The following is a 17501-nucleotide window of genomic DNA, read 5'->3' on the forward strand; positions in this document are numbered from 1 at the left end:
GGAAATGACCGGATGACTCGCGTGTGATCCCCAACATCACTGGCCGTCCCCCGTGACAGGAGAACGGCCAGGCGATCACGCCGGCGCGTCGGAGGCCTCTGGCGCAAAGGCTCGGCGCACCCGTACCGCCAGCACGATCAGGACGACGGGTAGGAGTGTGTAAAGCACCCACATGAGGGTGACTGGATTGGCCGCCTCTTCTGAGGACTCCGCGCACCCGAGCGCGGGCAGCCAGTTCATCTCCATGTCCCTGACCACCAGAGGCACCACCGTCAGCCAGCCCACCACCCGGCCCAGCGGCAGGTGTCCGGTACGGGCCAGCAGCGCCCACAGCCCGAAGCCCACGGTGACCACGATCGGCTGCGGGATCAGGATCAGAACGGCTGTCGCATGCCCGAACAGGATCTCCTCCATGGCGCCGAAACAACCGCCGTCCATGATCATGATCGAGTACTCGGTCGTCCCGTCGGCGAGGGACGCCAGGAGCATCGCCTGAGGAATGCTCACCAGCACCAGGGCGACGCCCCACATGACCAGCGGCCACCGCCAGCGCAGCGGAAGAAGCTCACGCCGCCACTCCGGGTGAACGGCCCGGCCGAGCGCCACCAGCAGCGCCGCCGCGGAAAGGCAGGCGACGGCGAGCAGCAGCAGGTCGTTGTCGTCCCAGGGCAGGAACCGCAGCGCCTCGACGTTGATGTCGGCCGGTCCGCCACTGGCGTTCCGCATCACGAGATAACGCTGGATCTCCTCCTCGCTCGGCTCGCCGAGCCCGGTGATCGGCGGCATGGTGGCGGCCACGGCCAGCAGAGCCAGCAGCGCGGCGCCCAGCCGCGACGCCCACCGTCGGTGGCGCAGCAGCACGACGGGCACCACCAGCAGCGCGGCGACGACCGCACCGATGACGAGGTTCGCGGTCTTGGGCACGATGACGGCGGGAGCCAGCGGCATCAGGATCGCCACAGCGCATAAGGCAGGCACGGAGATTTTCGACGACACCAGCGACGCACCTATCGCTGGCGACGCGATCATGTCAAACCAGACCGACTCAGTGCTCCACGGGTACGCCGGCGCCGGAGAAGAAGTCGACCACGGCGCGTGGGGAGTCCGGGGCGAAGCACATGTCCAGCCCCCGGGCGGACATCTCGGCCGCGGCCGCGGCACGGGGGAACATGGCCGTCTCGTACTGGGCCAGCGCGGTCTCCACGTCGTCCTCGTGCGCGACGATCGCCAGCGCCAGCTCGGCTCCGTCGAGCAGGGCGAGGTTGGCTCCCTCACCGGCGAACGGCGACATCACATGCGCGGCGTCGCCGACAAGGGTCACACCGGGGACGCGGGGCCAGGAGTGGCCAGTCGGCAGGGCATAGATAAGTCGCGGGATGATCGCGTCATCACATTTGCGGATGAGGTCCGTCAGATCGGGGCTCCAGTCGGCGAACTCCTTGAGCAGGGCCTCACGGGCGGCGAGCGTGTCGGTCCAGTCGACGCCGCGGGTGGCGGCCCAGTCCTGGGGAACCCGTAGCGATGCCCCCAGGTGGATGTCGGTGCCGCCGTGGCCCATCAGGGCCTTGTTGTCGGACAGGGCGAACATGCTGCCAGGGCCCACGAGCGCGGCCAGGTCAGGGTGGCGCACCTCGACGTCGGACAGATGCAGCTCCAGGTAGGAGATTCCGCTGTATCGCGGGGTGACCGCCGAGACCAGGGGACGCACCTTGGACCAGGTGCCGTCCGCGCCGACCAGGAGGTCCACGGTGGTGCGGCCGCCGTCGGCGAAGGTCAGCTCATGCCGGCCGTCATCAAGGGTGCGTGTTGTGGTGACCTTGTGGTTCCAGACGATGCGGCCGGGGTCGAGTGACTCGATGAGCAGGTTGCGCAGTGCGGTCCGGTCGATTTCGGGGCGGCCGCCGTAGCCGCCCTCGGGTTCGTGGTGAAGGAAGACCGTGCCCGCCTTGTCCAGGACGCGCATCGTCTCGCCCTGTGGTTGGGTGAGCCGGCGAAACTGCTCGTAGAGGCCGGCCTCGCGCAGCGCGTACTGTCCGGACTCCTCGTGCATGTCGAGGACGCCGCCCTGACTGCGGGCGTCGGCGGACGCCTCGCCCTCGTACAGGGTGGACTCGATGCCGTTCATCTGCAGGACGCGCGCCAGGACCAGGCCGCTGAGGCCGGCGCCGACGATGGCGATGGAACGTGAGGACATGGTGGGCGAGCTCATGGACGTCAACGTAGCACGAACATGTTCGTTACGATAGCGTTCGTGACGAAGATGTTCGACGAATGCTCAACGTCGCATGTCTGCGCCATTCGTACGAGATACAGAAGTACACTTCCGAGAAGTGCACTTCTGTAAGTTTGGGGAGACTCGGTGATCGGGAAGCCAGAGCGGGTCTTCGGCCGGGAGAGAGAGTGGCAAGGGCTCGTCCGGTTCGTGTCCCGCGGAGATGGCGCCACGCCGTTGGCCGGTGCTGCCCTTGGTGTGGTCAGCGGGCGTCGGCGGCAGGGAAAGAGCTTCCTGCTGCAAGCCTTGGCCGAGGCGACAGGGGGGATGTACTTCGCCGCAACCGAGGCGACCGAAGCCGAATCCCTCCGGTTGTTCGCCGATGCGCTGGTGCGTCACACCCGCGAGATCCCCGATACGCCCTTTCGGGATTGGAATGACGCGATCGCTCACCTGTTCCGGAGCTTCCGTGACCGGCCGGTGCCGGTGGTCATCGATGAATTCCCGTTCCTGTCCAGGACTTCACCGGCGCTGCCGTCGATCATCCAGCGGGAGCTCGGTCCAGGAGGCAGCGGGCGGGACAGTGCGGCGCGATTGGTGCTCTGTGGTTCGGCGATGTCCGTGATGGGCGGCTTGCTGGCGGGGCAGGCGCCATTGCGCGGAAGAGCGGGGCTCGAACTCGTCATTCACCCCTTTCGCTATCGGGACGCCGCAGAGTTCTGGGAGATCTCGGACCCGCGGTTGGCCGTGCTCGTACACGCGATTCTGGGCGGGACGCCGGCTTACCGATACGAGTTCACGCAGGGAGACGTACCGGCAGACCTGGCGGATTTCGATGACTGGGTCCGCCGGACGGTTCTCAATCCGCAGACGCCGCTCTTTCGCGAGGCGCGTTACCTGCTGGCGGAGGAATCGGATATCCGCGACCCCGCTCTTTATCACTCGGTGCTGGCCGCCATCGCCAGTGGCAACACCACAAACGGAGGGATCGCCAATTACGTCGGACGCAAGTCCGATCAGATCACCCACCCACTGAACGTTCTGGAGGATTGTGCGCTGGTGGCGCGCGAGCCGGACCTGTTCAGGTCCGGGCGGTCCCGCTATCGCATCGTGGAGCCGCTGATCACGTTCTATGAGGCCATCATGCGGCGGCGCTGGCCGGAACTGGAGATCCACCGGGCGGAGAATGTGTGGGGATCCGTGCGGCAGACATTCCTCGCCCAGGTGGTGGGCCCCCACTTCGAATCCCTTTGCCGGGACTTCGCGCTGGACGTGGGGGAAACGCTGTATGCCGGTTTTCCGGCTGAGGTCGGGTCAGGAGTGGTGGGCGACTCCGCGAAACGGACCCAGATCGAGATCGACGTGGCGGTTCTCGCCGCGCAAGAGCCTGGGCAGCCCCGGAGAATCCTGTCGCTCGGTGAGGTCAAATGGGGTGAGATAATGAGCCATCATCACATGGAACGCCTGGCCAGGGCTCGTTTGCTGCTCGAGCAGAAGGGCTATGACACCCGTGACACAGTTCTGGCCTGTTACGGGGGATGTGGCTTCACGGAGGAGCTGACGGCGTACGCCGATGACGACTCCCGGACCATGCTCGTCGGGCTGGAGCGTCTGTACCAGGCCTGACCCGTTGTCTACCTGGCGAGGATCCGCACATCCCCGGTGTTGCTCTTCGCCACGATGGTCCGGTCGCTCTCCGTGCTCTTGATCTCCGATCGTTCGGCTCCGTCCTTGCTCTGCGCCGTGACCCGGTAGGCGCCGGCGGGCACGGTCGCCGTCACCCCGCCGTCCTTGGACAGGAGGTCCAGGGTCGATGGGGGGAGGGCGAAGGACAGGTTGATGGCTCCGGTGTTGGAGCGGACGCGGACGGTGGGGGATTTGAGGCGTTCGCCGGTGATGGTGGCGTCGTCGCTCAGGAGGCGGAGCTTGCCGGAGGTGTCGTACGCCTTGATGGAGCCGCCGTTCGAGACGTCCACGTCCTGGGTGAGGTTCTGGAGGATGATGCCGTCGTCCCCGCCGTCGACCGCGAGGCGGATCCCCGCTGGGACCTTGATGTGGTAGCGGGCGCCGCAGTCGCCGAAGACCACGGTGCAGTTGGCGCTCAGGCGGAGGGTGCCGTCTCTCAGCGACCATGATGCGTTGCCGTCATCGGCCGCCTTGCCGCGGAGCCAGCGTTCCACCTGCACGGTTGTGCCGGTGCCGGGCATGATGCGGAGGCCGCCCAGTGAGGATTTGATGGCCAGTTGGGGGCCGGCGTAGGGGAAGGACTGGGCGGTGTGAACCTCCTTGGGGTCCAGTTCCACCGCGCAGCCGGTCAGCCCGATCAGTCCCGCCAGCGCTAAGGCCGTGGTTGTTGCCGCGATTCGCCTCATGTGGCGATCGTGGCCCGGCGCCGGTGCGTCGCCATCGGCCATTCGACTGATTGGGCATCCGCCGTTCGGTCGTCTTCAAGGGCAACACTCCGTTAAACGGTGTATTGTCTGTCGCTATGATCAAGAGATCTACTCTGGCTCTCGTGGGGCTCAGCCTCGTCGCGGGCTGCGCATCGTCCCCGGTGGCGGCCCCGGTCGTCGTGAACAGCGGTAAGGCGGACGACCCCCGGCGCATCCAGACCCTCGTGGCGGACTGCATGAAGCAGCGCGGCTTCAAGTACGTGGCCTGGGTCCCGGAGGCAAAGGTCTCCGACGATGTGGAGAAGGCATATCTGGGCGACTACGAGGCGATGAAGAAGGAGCGCTCGCAGCGGGGTTTCGGGGTCTTCGCCGACTTCGTCTACCCCGAGGAAGGAGAGAAGCGTGTCATCTGGCGCGAGTCGGACAGCCCCAACTTCGCCATCAAGAACCAGCTGTCGCCCGCCCAGCGGACCGCCTACGGCAAGGCTCTGACCGCGTGCAGATCGCTCGCGCTCAAGCAGGTCACCGGCAAGGTCGTCACGTCTGATGAGGACCGGGCCAAGCAGGAGAACGAGATGATCGCCCAGAGGCTGGACCGCGAACTCAACGCGGACCCGAAGCTCGTCGAGCTGGCCACGGCCATGGGTGACTGCCTCAAGGGCAAGGGAGGCCAGGTGGCCTCCCTCAGGCCGGTGGACATGAGCCGGCGCGGCATGCAGGAGTTCGAGGCCCAGAAGCAGAAGATCGCTCTGAACGATGACATTCCCGATAAGGGACTGCCCGACGGGCAGTACTACGAGCCGCGTATCCCGGTGGCCACCGCCCGGCAATACCTGAACAGGGAGGTCAAGGCGGCGCTCGACGACCTGGAGTGTGGCAAGGACTTCTACGCCGCCTATCTGCCGAGGACCGACGAGATCGCGCGCCAGGTGGAGCGGGAGTTCGGCGGTGGTGACGGCTAGAAAGCCTTACAAAGCGGCCAAGAGCTTCGTCACATGTGGCAGCGGTTCCGCGCCGACCGGGCGTACCGCCACCGTGTGCACCCCCGCCGCCCCCAGCTCCCGCACCCGCTCGGCGGCCTCCTCGGCCGAGCCCGTCGCCATGACGACCTCCTCGGGCCGCACCTTGAGGAACTTGGCGTGTTCGACGGCGATGTCCCAGGTCGCCTCACGGGCGTCGGCGCCGATGTACAGGTGGATGAACGCCACCACTTCATGATCGGCCGGCGCCCCGATATGGCCCAGGAGCTCGGGGAACCGCTCGGGGGCGAAGCCTTCCGGAAGGATCGTGCCCTGAGCCACCCGGCCTGACAGGGCGAGGGAGCGGGGGTTGAGGACGCCCGCCAGTACAGGGGGCGGCTCGGCGGGCGGGTGGACCAGGGAAACGCCGTCCAGGTGTACGGAGCGCCCGCGCAGCGTCACCGTCTCGCCGCGGAGCAGGCCGCGGACAGAGGTGATCGTCTCTTCCAGGAGTGCCAGCGGCGACGGGACCGCGGCGCCTACCTGGCGCATCCAGTCCTGGACGCCGTGGCCGATGCCGGCCGCGAGGCGGCCCGGGTGGAGGCGGGCCAGGTTGGCCAGCTCCATGGCCAGGAGCATCGGGTTGCGCAGGGGAGCGGGGGTGATGCCGAGGCCCACGCGCAGGCGGGAGGTGGCCGCCAGGGCCGTGGCGGCCGAGGAGATGGCGCCCGTCCAGCCCAGGTCCTCCACCACCCACAGGTCGTCCACCGCCGTGCCGTCCAGCTCTCTGGCGAAGGGGACCAACTGCTCGGGGGGCAGGTCGCGGTCGAACATGACGCCAAGCCTCATGATGTCCTCCAATAGCGCTAAAAAAGCCTCAAACGGCCCTCCAGTAATAGCGGAAAAGCCGCCCGACCTCCGAGTAGCCCGCCCGCCGGAACGCGTTCGCCGTGGGCGCGTTGCCGACGTCCGTGGCCGCCACGATCCGTTTCACCCCCGTCTCGGCCAGCGTCGCGGTGCCCTTGGCCAGCAGATCGTTGACGTAGCCGTGGCCCCGGTGCTCGGGCACCACGCCGATGTACGCGATGGAATGATCATCCGGCGCCACCAGCCCCACCGGCGAATCGCCCAAATAGCCGACGACGAACCAGTCAGGCTTCCCCTTGCGATTGATCAGGTCGTCGTACATCCACCGCGCCTCGTGCTCGGCGCCGGCCGTGGCCACCTCCACCTGCGTGTCGTAGTCGAGCGACCCCTCCGAGATGCGTACCAGCAGCTCGAGTACGGAGTCGGCGTCGAGGCCGCGGGCGGGGCGGTAGGTCAGCCGGCCCGGATCGACCGGGACGTCGCTTCCGGCCGGCCATTCGAGCATCAGCCGCTCGACCTCCATCGCGAACCCGGCGCCGAGCAGCGCCTGGTGTTCGACGGCTCGGTCGACGACCGGAGTGAGGCCGGGTTTGAGGGAGATGTCGTGGATTATCTTGTCCAGGCCCATCTCCGACAGGCCCCGGCGCAGCAGGCCGGCGGCGAGCGCGGGGTCGGGGCCGGGCTCGAACTGCCAGGTGATGACCGGGTCCGCGCCGCGGAAGGGCGCCCAGAACGCGAGCCGGGCCTGGCCTTCGGTGAAACACCACTCCGGCCGCGTCTTGCCCTCGTCGAAGGCGCCGGCCAGCTGGGATCGAGCAGGTTCGGGGAACTGATCGAACAACGTGAAATGCCTCCGCGGACGAACGAAGCGGGCCGCCCTACGAGACTGCCGTAAGACGCGCCACCGATGTCATGGACATCGTTTAGCACACCTCTCAGGCCGCTGTCCCGAGGGCCGTCCGTGCGGCCGGCAGCGACGGACTCGTCTCGAAGTGCCGGTCGAGGTTCGTGATCGTCAGCAGATGGCTGATCATGCCGGGCACGAGGACCAGGATGAATCTGCCGTGCGCGCGCTGCACGTGGTTGAGGGTGGACACCAGCACGCCCAGCCCCACGGAGTCGCAGAAGGGCACGTCGGTGAGGTCCAGCACGAGTCTCGGCGGATCCACGGAGGCCAGCACCTGATCGAGCGCGGCCTGGAGGCGTGGAGCGCCTGCCACGTCGAGGTCTCCGACGGCGTGCAATACGGTGAGCGGTTCCTCTCGCCACGACCTGACCACCATGGCTGTCACGTGCCCGAACGGCAGAGAGATATGCCTATTTTTTACAGATGTTCTGGGTCGCCGTTTTGGTTGTGGGGGTCACGGTGGGCTGAGCGCTTGGCGTGGTCGCGGTCTTCACTTTACCGATCTTCGGCTGGTCGCTGCCGACGATGACCTCGATGCCGTCGGCGTCGCTCTGGCGGAGCTCGGCCCCGGGAATGGCGGCGGCGACCGTGCGGGCCGAGTCTTCGCGGCCGGGACCGTAACGGACGACCGTCTTCTTGTAGTCCTTCTTCTTGGTGTTGCCCGGCGTGCCCGGCACGTGGAACCCGGCGGCGACCAGCGCGGTCTTGGTGCGCGCGCCGAGACCGGTGATGAGCGTGCCGTTGCTCACCTTGAGCGAGATCCGCTCCGGCGGGATGGTCGGCTTGGCGGAGGCCGACGTGGACGAGCTGGGCTTGGGGCTCGGCTTGGCCAGGTCCTGGTCGGCCTTGATCTTGGCGAACATGTCGCGGGCCGCCTGCTTGTCCCAGAGCACCGCGGACTCGCCGGTCGGCGCCTTGAAGTCGACGTTGGACAGCGGCACGTCGGCGAACTTCACGTTGTCCAGCGAGACGTCTCTGAGCTGGGTGGCCAGGCCGATCAGGTCGTCGTCCGGATCGACCTTGATCGTGCTCAGCGTGGAGTTGACGAACGAGGTGAGCCGGGCCGGGTTGGCCAGCGTGTCGGCGCTGAGCGCGCGGTTCAGCAGCGCCGAGATGACCTGCTGCTGCCGGCCGATCCGGTCGAGGTCGGAGCGGGCGGTGGCGCGGGTGCGGGCGTAGCCGAGCGCCTGGGCGCCCTTCAGCTCGTGGGTGCCGGCCGTGAGGTTGAGCCCGGACTTGGGGTCGTTGATCGGCACGGGCGTGCAGACGGTGACGCCGCCGAGGGAGTCGACGACGTTGATGAAGCCGAGGACGTTGACCTCGATGTAGCGGTTGATCTGCAGCCCGGTGGCCTGCTCGACGGTCTGGCGGGCGAGCTTGGGGCCGCCGAACTGGTACGCAGAGTTGATCTTGTGATCGCCCTTGCCGGGGATGGTCAGCCAGGTGTCGCGGGGCAGGCTCACGACCGTGACCTTGGTGTGGTCCTCCGACAGGTGGATCACCATCATGGTGTCGGTGCGCTGGCCGGCCTCGCGGCCCAGCTTGAGCTCGTTCTGCTGCTTGCGGGTGAGGTCGTCGCGCTTGTCGACGCCGACGAGCAGGATGTTCATGGCGCCGCGGGGGGCCGCTTCGGTGACGCCCGCGTCGATCGTGCCGATCCGCTTCGGCGCCGCCCAGACCACGCCGGTGCCGGCCAGGACGCCCACGGACAGCACTCCCGAGAGGATCAGGTGCCGGCGCCGGCGTTTGGCGCTCTTGAGTGGCCTGCGCGTCCGCCCGCCGACGAGCCTGACGCCGCCGTACGCGTCACCGCCCACGTGCACCCCAGCGTCCTCCCCGCCCGGGTCGCGCATGCCCTGCTCCCCTCGTGCCACCGCGGGATTGCCGTGTTCCCCTGCTCGTACAGTAGCGTGAGCCCCGCCATGAAGCAGTTCCCCGACTCGCCGCACGCGCCAGCGGAGACGCACGGCTGGCCGCCCATCTCCGTCGTCATGCCGGTCCTCAACGAGGAGCGGCATCTACGCGAGGCCGTAGACATGGTCCTCGCCCAGAGCTACCCAGGTGAGATCGAAGTCGTTCTCGCCGTGGGGCCCTCACATGACCGTACCCAAGAGGTCGCCGACGCCATCGCGGCGGCCGATCGGCGAGTGACCGTGGTGCCCAACCCCACGGGCCGCACGCCCAACGCGCTCAACGCCGCCATCGCCGCCTCCCGCAACGGCATCATCGCCAGGGTCGACGGGCACGCCATGCTGCCCGACGACTATCTGCGCGTCGCCGTGGAGACGCTGAGGGAGACCGGCGCCGACAACGTCGGCGGCGTCATGGCGGCCGAGGGCATCACGCCGTTCGAGAAGGCCGTCGCGTGCGCGATGACCTCCAAGATCGGTGTGGGCGCGGCCGCCTTCCACGTGGGCGGCACGGCGGGTCCCGCCGACACCGTCTATCTGGGGGTGTTCAGGCGCGCCGCGCTCGACCGGGTCGGCGGTTATGACGAGCACTTCCAGCGGGCCCAGGACTGGGAGATGAACCACCGGATCCGCCAGACCGGCGGACTGGTCTGGTTCCAGCCGCGCATGCGGGTCTCCTATCGTCCGCGTCCCAACGTGAAGGCGCTGGCCAGACAGTACTTCCACTACGGGCGCTGGCGCCGGGTGGTCTCGCGCACTCACGAAGGCACGATCAACCTGCGCTACCTGGCGCCGCCCGCTGCGGTGCTGGGGATTCTGCTCGGCCTGCTCGTCTCGCCGTTCTTCCCGCTCGCGCTGATCGTGCCCGGCGGCTACGCCCTCGCCATCGTGGCCGGGTCGGCGCTGACGGGCAGCGGACTGCCGGCATCGGCCAAGACCAGGCTGCCGATCGTGTACGCCGCGATGCACATGTCCTGGGGCTGGGGGTTCCTCACGAGCCCGCGCAGACTCGCTCGACCCCCACGCCGAACCTGATCAAACACCTACGTCCATCACCTGCCCGGTCAGATCGGAGATGAGGACGTCGAGTGAGGCCTGGGCGACCGCGCGCCCGGGCTCCTCACCGAGCACGGGTTCGCGCTCGGGGGTGACGCAGTTGACCCGGATGCCGTCGTCGGCCCACTCCTCGGCCAGCGTCCGCGTGAGGTCGGCGACGGCGGCATTCGTCGAGGAGTTGAGGCTGTGGTCGGCCCGGCCTCTGGTACGGAACAGCAGGTGGCCCGCGCTCTCGCGCAGGTGCGGGTAGGCGGCGCGGGCCACGTTGACGGGGCCCAGGTAGTCGACGGCCACGGTCTCGGCGATGGTCTCGTGGGTGACCTCGGCGAGCCTGCCCACGTGTGGCGCGCCCGCGGCGCTGACCACGTAGTCGATCCGGCCCACCTGCGCCAGCGCCTTGACCACCGAGTCGTAGTCCTCCACCCGCACCCCGTTCTGGGCGCGCGAGAAGGAGTGCACGCGGGCGCCGTGGCCGGTGGCGAGCTCGACCAGGTCGGCGCCGCCGTCGAAGACCACCATGGTCCGGCCGTCGAGTGCCTCGCGGTAGTCCCGCGCGTTCGGGCGGGGCGCGCCGGCGCCGGCGAGATGGAGGAGCTTGTCGGCGATGTACACGTCGACCGGGTGCGTGATCTTCATGTTCCGCTCGCTGCCCGGCACGATGTAGATCGGGACGTCGGGCAGATAGCGCAGCAGCACGCCGCAGTCGTCGGTGGCCGGCCGCTGATCGAAGTCGGGGTCGGCGAAGGCCCGCTCGTACGCCTCGCGGATCAGCGACAGGCGGAAGCACTGCGGTGTCTGGGCGCGCCGCAGCCATGATCTGTCGGGAATGTCATGGATGATGTCGCCACCCGGTCCGGGAGCGGCCACCAGGATGGTGTCAGAGCTCGGGATCGCCACCTCGACGGCCGAATACGTCCGCAGGGCCCTGACACACTCCGTGATGATCCGGGGCTCCAGGAGGGGCCGTACAGCGTCGTGCAGGAGCACGTTGCACTCCTGCGGGCCCAGTGCCTTGAGCGCGCGCCACGTGCTCTCCGTACGGCTGGCGCCACCCTCGACGATCTGGCTGACCTTGTCGAAACCGCCCTTCTCCACGATCTCCCTGACCGTGCCGGTGAAGCCCGGGGCCATCAGCACCACGATCTCGTCGACCTCGGGTGAGCCGTTGAACAGGGCCAGAGTGTGCTCCAAAATCGTCCGGCCGGCGATCTTGATGAGCTGCTTCGGCGTGTCGAGCCCGACTCGCCGGCCCACACCCCCTGCCAGGACGACCCCTACGGAGCGCAGCCGTGATTCCATACGGCGAGGGTAACGGTCCGGTTCCGTGATATCGCGTTGCCCTGTCGCTACGCTGTGTCCACGCTCTCCCTCGCGAACGGGAGGAGTCCTGCGCTGTGACCGATTCATTGAAGCCTGTTTCACTCACCCGCGAGAGCACGACCTCGGTGGTGCTGCTCGCCACGACACCGGCCTGCAGGCTCTCCTGCGCCGACGGCACGCTGCTCGACCGGCTCAACGGCCAGCTCGCCGAGCTGTCCGTCCTCGACGTCCAGGTGGTGTCCCCGAGTGACGGGCTCGGCGGGCTGAGCGCCGATCTGCGCGGCATCGCCAAGATCGCGCGCGTCGCGCCGGGCCCGGTGGTCGTGCTGCCCGCCGACCTCGTCGCCCACACCGACGCGCTCGCGCTGCTCCTGGAGCATCCCGCGCGCGACACGAGCGCCCTGGTCTCCTACGACGCCACCGCCGCGCCGATGCGGCCGCCCGTACGGGTGGAGAGCGGCAAGGTCGTCGCGGCCGGCAGCTCCTTCCACCTCGTCCCCGAGGCCAACGCCACCTTCCGCGGCGTGCTCCAGGCGCGCGAGACCGACCTGACCGCGCTGGCCGACGTCGCCGAGGAGCTGGCCGAGCTCGCCGAGATGGGCAAGCTCGGCCCCGTCACCACCGTCGAGGCGGTCGATCTGCTGCTGGTGGGCCTGGTCAGGTCGGGTGTGGCGGTCCGCTCCGCGTCGATCGGGCCGCTCCACTGCGACCGGGTGACCGGCCAGGTCTCGGCCGACAACGCGCTGGGCAGGCTCGCCGACGTCGACGAGTCCCGCGTACGCCTGGACACCGCGGTCAAGTCGAGCGACGGCTTCTTCAGCACCTACTTCGTCTCGTCCTGGACGCGCTATCTCATCCGGCCCGCTGCCGCGATGAAGCTCACGCCCAACGCCGTCACCGGCATCTCGATCGGCCTGGCCGTGCTGTCGTCGATCTGGTTCGCGGCGGGCAACCGCCCGGCGCAGCTCGCCGGGGCCGCGCTGCTCTACCTGTCGTTCTGCCTCGACTGCCTCGACGGCCAGCTGGCCCGCTACACCCGCACCTTCTCGCCGCTCGGCGCCTGGATCGACTCCATGGCCGACCGGCTGAAGGAGTACGTCGTCTACGTGGGGCTGGCCTTCGGCTACGCCGCCGGGCTGCCGTTGAGCGAGGGCGGGCCCGACGGCATCTGGTATCTCGCCGTCGCCGCGATGATCCTCCAGACGGTTCGGCATTCGATCAACTACGCCTTCGGGGCCGCGGCCAAGGACGCGGGCCGTATCGGCGTCCCGGGGGGCAAGCCGGCGACTCCGCTTCACGAGTCGGCCGACGGCGGGCGCTACGGCGTACCACCGCAGGGGGTGCTCCGCCTGGCGCGGCGCATGGAGCGCGAAAAGGTGCTGTGGTGGCTGAAGAAGATGATCGTGTTGCCGATTGGGGAGCGAATGGCGCTGATCGCGATCACCGCCGGCGTGTACAACGCCCGGGTCACGTTCATCGCGCTGCTCGGCTGGGGCGGGGTGGCGGCCCTCTACCTGCTCGCCGGCCGGATCGCGAGGTCGGCGCGATGAACTCGGTCCAGATGACACCCGTGCCGAGCAGCACCGTCGTGGCCTACCGCGACGACGGGCCGCTGTCACGCGGCATGGGAGCGCTCGTGTCGGGGCAGCTCCCGCCGCTGCCGCCGCTGATCGCCGGGGCGTTCGTGACCGGCGTGCTGCTGCTGATCGGGGTGGCCGGGTCCGACGGGCTGGCGGTCTTCGCGCCCGCCGTGACGCTGCTGCTGGCCGGGCCGGGCAGCTCCCATCCGCATGACGGCCGGCTCGACTGGCTGGTGCCGCCGGTCCTGCGGTTGATCGAGTACACCTTCATCGCGGCCATCGGGTTCGCCCACGACGTGCCGCCGGTGCTGATCTTCGCACTGCTCGGCGCGCTGGCCTTCCATCACTACGACCTGATCTACCGGCTGCGCCAGCGCGTCTATCCGCCGCCGTGGCTGAGCACGTTCGGGCTGGGCTGGGACGGGCGGATGATCGTGGTCTCACTGGCGGCGGTCGTGGGCTTCGTCACCGGCGCCTTCGTGCTGCTCGCCCTGTATCTGTGGGTCCTGTTCGGGTGGGAGAGCCTCACCTGCTGGCTCGCCACGGCCCCCTCCAGGGTGGCCGCGGCCGAGACGGAAACGCGAGACTAACGGCCGATTACCCGGGGAGGGCCTAAAGGCAACTAACCTTTGGGTCCTAAGTAGTCATGCCCGACAGAGGAGTGGACGTTGCTGGGAATGGTGCTGGCCGCTGGAGCCGGACGACGCCTGCGACCGTACACCGACACGCTGCCGAAGGCACTGGTGCCGGTCGACGGTGAGACCACGATCATGGACATCTCCCTGCGCAACCTCGCCGAGGTGGACCTGCGCGAGGTCGTGGTCGTCGTCGGTTACGCGGCGCAGGCCGTACATGAGCGAAAGGACGCGCTGGAGAAGCGGCACGGCGTCAAGCTCACTCTCGTGCACAACGACAAGGCCGAGGAGTGGAACAACGCCTACTCCCTGTGGTGCGCGCGCGACTACTTCGCGCAGGGCGCGCTGCTGGTCAACGGCGACACCGTGCACCCCGTCTCGATCGAGAAGACGCTGCTGTCGGCCCCCGAGACCAGCGACATCCTGCTCGCGGTCGACAACGTGAAGCGGCTGGCCGACGAGGAGATGAAGGTCACCCTCGACGGCGCCGACCTGAAGCGGATCACCAAGCTGATGGACCCGGCCACCGCCTACGGCGAGTACATCGGCGCCACGCTCATCCGCCCCGGCGCCGCCGAGCGCCTGGCCGACGCGCTGCGGGCCACCTTCGAGCGCGATCCGCAGCTCTACTACGAGGACGGCTACCAGGAGATGGTCGCGCGCGGCGAGCGCATCCACGTCGCGCCTATCGGGGAGGTCGACTGGGTCGAGGTGGACAACCACGACGACCTGGCCAAGGCTCGCACCATAGCCGTTCGTTACTGAGGAGGCGGGTATGCCGCTTCTAGCGCGGATGCTGCCCGCGCCACTGGCCATCATGGTCAGGCGCGGCGCGGTCGCGGAGCTCGGCGCGCTGCTGGCCGACACCCGGGTGGCGACCTCCGGCCGGGTGGCCGTGGCCGTGGGTCCCGGCCAGGGCGACCACATCGAGGGCCTGATCGCGCCCACGCTCGACGAGGCCGAGGTGTTCAGGGTCGCCGACGGCTCGGTCGACGCGGCCGTCTCGCTCGGCGCCGACCTGCGTAAGGGTGCCTACGAGGTGGTCGTCGGCGTCGGCGGCGGCCGGACCATCGACGCGACCAAGTACGCCGCCTCGCTGGCGGGCATTCCGATGGTCGCCGTGGCCACGAACCTCTCCCACGACGGCATCTGCTCGCCCACGGCCTCGCTGGTGTACGACGGTGGCAAGGGCACGTTCGGCGTGCCGATGCCGCTGGCGGTCCTGGTCGACCTCGACTTCGTGCACAGCGCTCCCGAGTCGCTCGTCCGGTCGGGAGTCGGCGACGTGGTCAGCAACCTGTCGGCCATCGAGGACTGGCAGCTCGGTAACGTGGAGCGCGGCGAGCCCATCGACGGGCTGGCCTGCTCGATGGCCCGCATCGCGGCCGAGGCGCTGATCGGCCGGGTCGACTCCATCGAGTCGGATGCCTTCCTCACCATTCTGGCTGAATCGCTGATCATGTCCGGCATGTCAATGGTGATTGCCGGGTCGTCTCGGCCCGCGAGCGGTGGAGACCATGAGATCCTTCATGCCGTGGATCAGCTCTTCCCCGGCACCTCCAATCACGGCGAGCTCGCCGGGATCGGTGCCGCTTTCTGCTTCTTCCTCAGGGAGGACGCCGCCCGGCTCAAGCAGGTCACCGACTGCCTGCGACAGCACGAGCTGCCCGTCGTCCCGGCCGACATCGGCTTGACCGGCGAGCAGTTCGCCGAGGCCGTCGTGCTGGCGCCGGCCACCCGACCCGGCCGTTACACGATCCTGGAGCACCTGCGCATGCCGGAGTCCGAGGTACGCGATCGGGTGGGGGACTATGTCCGGGCCTTCGGTAGCTGACATCCGGCGGGTGGCCCAGCCCGCCGGACACCTTGAGCGCAGGAACGGCGAGCACTGGGCGGGCGTGCTCTACATGCGCCGGCTGTCCATCTACGTCACCTGGTTGATGACCAAGACGTCCGTCACGCCCAACCAGCTCACCTGGGTGATGACGGTGGCGGGGATCCTGGCCGGCGTCGTGCTGGCCCTGCCGGGGCTGTGGGCCGCCGTGGCCGCCGCCCTGCTCGTACAGGTCTACCTGCTGCTGGACTGCTCCGACGGCGAGCTGGCCCGCTGGACCGGGCAGACGTCGCTGGTCGGCATCTACCTGGACCGTGTCGGCGCCTACTTCACCGAGGCCGCGGTGCTCATCGGGCTGGGCTGGCGGGCGTCGGCCGTCCTGCCCGACTGGTACACCGTGCTGGGCGTCGCCGCCGCGCTCGGCGCGATCCTCATCAAGGTCGAGACCGACCTCGTGGACGTGGCCAGGGCCAAGGGGGGCCTGCCGTCCGCCACCGAGGCGTCCGTGGGGCAGTTCCGATCCGGGCTGCTGGGGCTGGCCAGGAAAGTGGTGGGGGCGACGAAGTTCCACCGGATCGTGCAGCCGATCGAGCTGTCGCTGCTCACGGTCGTGGCCGCTGTCATCGACGCCGTCACCGGCGATCTGCTGGCCTCGCGCGTGCTCCTGGTCGTCTGCTTCGCGGCCGCCGCGCTGCAGACCGTCCTTCATCTGGTCAGCATCCTGGCATCGAGGCGGCTTGCGTGAACGCACATCGGAACCGGCGGGCCCTCCCGCTCGTCGTATTGATCGGACGTCCGCCGTTCGGTGGGGGTTCACGCACGGTTCCGATACGCTTAGCTCCACCAATATCAGGAAATATGCATACCAGCAGACTCGGTGATCATGAAAGAATGCTCCGCCCGTGTTCTCGACGCGTCAGGACGATGACCCGTTGAAGATCTCGTGCGTCATCCTCACCATGGGCAACCGGGTCGCGGAGCTGACCCGGGCGGTCGAGTCCGCGCTCAACCAGATCGACGGCGACGTCGAAGTGGTGATCGTCGGCAACGGTGCCGATGTGCCCGAGGTGTCGGCGACGCCACCCGTGGGCTCGTCCGCGACCGTGAAGACGGTCCGGCTCGAACGCAACACCGGCATCCCGGCCGGCCGCAATCGCGGCGTCGAGGAGTGCTCCGGTGATGTCGTGCTGTTCCTCGACGACGACGGCTGGTACGCCAACCAGAAGGTCGTGTCCCACGTCCGCGACCGCTTCGCCACCGAGCCCGACCTCGCGGTCATCTCCTTCCGGGTGATGGACCCCGACGGCGGCATCGGCCAGCGGCGCCACGTGCCGCGCCTGCGCGCGGGCGACCCGGAACGCTCCTCGCCCGTCACCACCTTTCTCGGCGGCGCCTCGGCGATCCGCCGCTCGGCCTTCCTCCAGGTGGGCGGCCTTCCGGAGCGGTTCTTCTACGCTCACGAGGAGACCGACCTCGCGTGGCGGCTGTTGGGCGAGGGCTACCGGATCGAGTACGACGCCGAGACGGTCATGTACCACCCGCAGGTCCCGCCGACGCGGCACGCCGAGTTCTACCGGCTGAACGCCCGCAACCGGGTGTGGCTGGCGCGGCGCAACCTGCCGTGGCCGCTGGCGGTCCTCTATCTGCTCGACTGGGTGGTGCTGACGCTCATCCGGGAGCGCCGGTCCGGGGTGGCGATCAAGGCGTGGTTCACCGGGTTCTTCGAAGGACTGCGGACACCGGCCGGCGAGCGCCGTCCGATGGCCTGGCGCACCGCCTGGCGCATGATGAAACTGGGTCGTCCGCCCATCGTGTGAGCCAGTCCTCA

General features: G+C 68.7%; 17 protein-coding genes. 9 read left to right on the forward strand and 8 right to left on the reverse strand.

The features are described 5' to 3' along the window. Positions 1–75: 75 nt before the first annotated feature. On the reverse strand, positions 76–960 hold the full coding sequence (locus ACGFNP_RS57355; protein ID WP_393333082.1) for a hypothetical protein: 885 nt from the start codon (positions 958–960) through the stop codon (positions 76–78). An 85-nt stretch (positions 961–1045) separates the two neighbouring features. After that, complete coding sequence (locus tag ACGFNP_RS57360) at positions 1046–2209, reverse strand: FAD-dependent oxidoreductase (protein ID WP_393333085.1); 1164 nt, start codon at positions 2207–2209, stop codon at positions 1046–1048. A gap of 150 nt (positions 2210–2359) precedes the next feature. Here ACGFNP_RS57360 and ACGFNP_RS57365 point away from each other — a divergent pair, with 150 nt between their 5' ends. Further along, positions 2360–3838 (forward strand): ATP-binding protein, encoded by a 1479-nt coding sequence (locus tag ACGFNP_RS57365; RefSeq protein WP_393333087.1) that lies wholly within the window; start codon positions 2360–2362, stop codon positions 3836–3838. 8 nt (positions 3839–3846) lie between these two features. On the opposite strand, the gene ACGFNP_RS57370 is transcribed toward ACGFNP_RS57365, so the two are convergent. Further along, positions 3847–4584: a hypothetical protein gene (locus tag ACGFNP_RS57370; RefSeq protein WP_393333090.1), complete on the reverse strand. Its 738-nt coding sequence runs from the start codon at positions 4582–4584 to the stop codon at positions 3847–3849. A gap of 116 nt (positions 4585–4700) precedes the next feature. On the opposite strand from ACGFNP_RS57370, the gene ACGFNP_RS57375 reads away from it, so the two are divergent. Further along, on the forward strand, positions 4701–5567 hold the full coding sequence (locus tag ACGFNP_RS57375) for a hypothetical protein (protein ID WP_393333093.1): 867 nt from the start codon (positions 4701–4703) through the stop codon (positions 5565–5567). Positions 5568–5573: 6 nt separating this feature from the next. On the opposite strand, the gene ACGFNP_RS57380 is transcribed toward ACGFNP_RS57375, so the two are convergent. The 4 genes from ACGFNP_RS57380 to ACGFNP_RS57395 form a co-directional block, all read right to left on the reverse strand. Further along, positions 5574–6413, reverse strand: a complete 840-nt coding sequence (locus ACGFNP_RS57380; RefSeq protein WP_393333096.1) for an LLM class flavin-dependent oxidoreductase — start codon at positions 6411–6413, stop codon at positions 5574–5576. 28 nt (positions 6414–6441) lie between these two features. Then, on the reverse strand, positions 6442–7272 hold the full coding sequence (locus ACGFNP_RS57385; protein ID WP_393333099.1) for a GNAT family N-acetyltransferase: 831 nt from the start codon (positions 7270–7272) through the stop codon (positions 6442–6444). 94 nt (positions 7273–7366) lie between these two features. Continuing rightward, positions 7367–7714, reverse strand: a complete 348-nt coding sequence (locus ACGFNP_RS57390) for an STAS domain-containing protein (RefSeq protein ID WP_358336077.1) — start codon at positions 7712–7714, stop codon at positions 7367–7369. A 34-nt stretch (positions 7715–7748) separates the two neighbouring features. Further along, entirely contained in the window at positions 7749–9191 is a 1443-nt protein-coding gene (locus tag ACGFNP_RS57395) for an LCP family protein (RefSeq protein ID WP_358335618.1), read from the reverse strand. Positions 9192–9260: 69 nt separating this feature from the next. Here ACGFNP_RS57395 and ACGFNP_RS57400 point away from each other — a divergent pair, with 69 nt between their 5' ends. After that, positions 9261–10283 (forward strand): glycosyltransferase family 2 protein, encoded by a 1023-nt coding sequence (locus tag ACGFNP_RS57400; RefSeq protein ID WP_358335621.1) that lies wholly within the window; start codon positions 9261–9263, stop codon positions 10281–10283. Here ACGFNP_RS57400 and ACGFNP_RS57405 read toward each other — a convergent pair whose 3' ends face one another. Then, a complete protein-coding gene (locus ACGFNP_RS57405; RefSeq protein WP_393333104.1) occupies positions 10284–11603 on the reverse strand; it encodes an SDR family oxidoreductase in 1320 nt (439 codons plus the stop codon). It lies immediately after the preceding gene. A gap of 95 nt (positions 11604–11698) precedes the next feature. Between ACGFNP_RS57405 and ACGFNP_RS57410 the strand changes: the two genes are divergently transcribed. The 6 genes from ACGFNP_RS57410 (at position 11699) to ACGFNP_RS57435 (ending at position 17490) form a co-directional block, all read left to right on the forward strand. Beyond that, positions 11699–13174: a CDP-alcohol phosphatidyltransferase family protein gene (locus ACGFNP_RS57410; RefSeq protein WP_393333107.1), complete on the forward strand. Its 1476-nt coding sequence runs from the start codon at positions 11699–11701 to the stop codon at positions 13172–13174. Beyond that, the gene (locus tag ACGFNP_RS57415) at positions 13171–13794 is read left to right on the forward strand and encodes a DUF5941 domain-containing protein (RefSeq protein WP_358335631.1); all 624 of its coding nucleotides are present in this window, start codon (positions 13171–13173) and stop codon (positions 13792–13794) included. The genes ACGFNP_RS57410 and ACGFNP_RS57415 overlap by 4 nt, the downstream gene beginning before the upstream one ends. Before the next feature lie 78 nt (positions 13795–13872). Next, positions 13873–14604, forward strand: coding sequence for a phosphocholine cytidylyltransferase family protein (locus ACGFNP_RS57420; RefSeq protein WP_358335634.1), 732 nt, complete (start codon positions 13873–13875; stop codon positions 14602–14604). 28 nt (positions 14605–14632) lie between these two features. After that, positions 14633–15673, forward strand: a complete 1041-nt coding sequence (locus ACGFNP_RS57425) for an iron-containing alcohol dehydrogenase family protein (RefSeq protein ID WP_358336080.1) — start codon at positions 14633–14635, stop codon at positions 15671–15673. Then, on the forward strand, positions 15651–16418 hold the full coding sequence (locus ACGFNP_RS57430; RefSeq protein WP_358335637.1) for a CDP-alcohol phosphatidyltransferase family protein: 768 nt from the start codon (positions 15651–15653) through the stop codon (positions 16416–16418). Before ACGFNP_RS57425 ends, ACGFNP_RS57430 begins: the two co-directional genes overlap by 23 nt. Positions 16419–16605: 187 nt before the next feature. Beyond that, the gene (locus tag ACGFNP_RS57435) at positions 16606–17490 is read left to right on the forward strand and encodes a glycosyltransferase (RefSeq protein WP_358336083.1); all 885 of its coding nucleotides are present in this window, start codon (positions 16606–16608) and stop codon (positions 17488–17490) included. The last annotated feature ends 11 nt before the right edge of the window (positions 17491–17501 follow it).

The organism is Nonomuraea sp. NPDC049269, assembly GCF_043197155.1.
Classification (GTDB): Bacteria; Actinomycetota; Actinomycetes; order Streptosporangiales; family Streptosporangiaceae; genus Nonomuraea.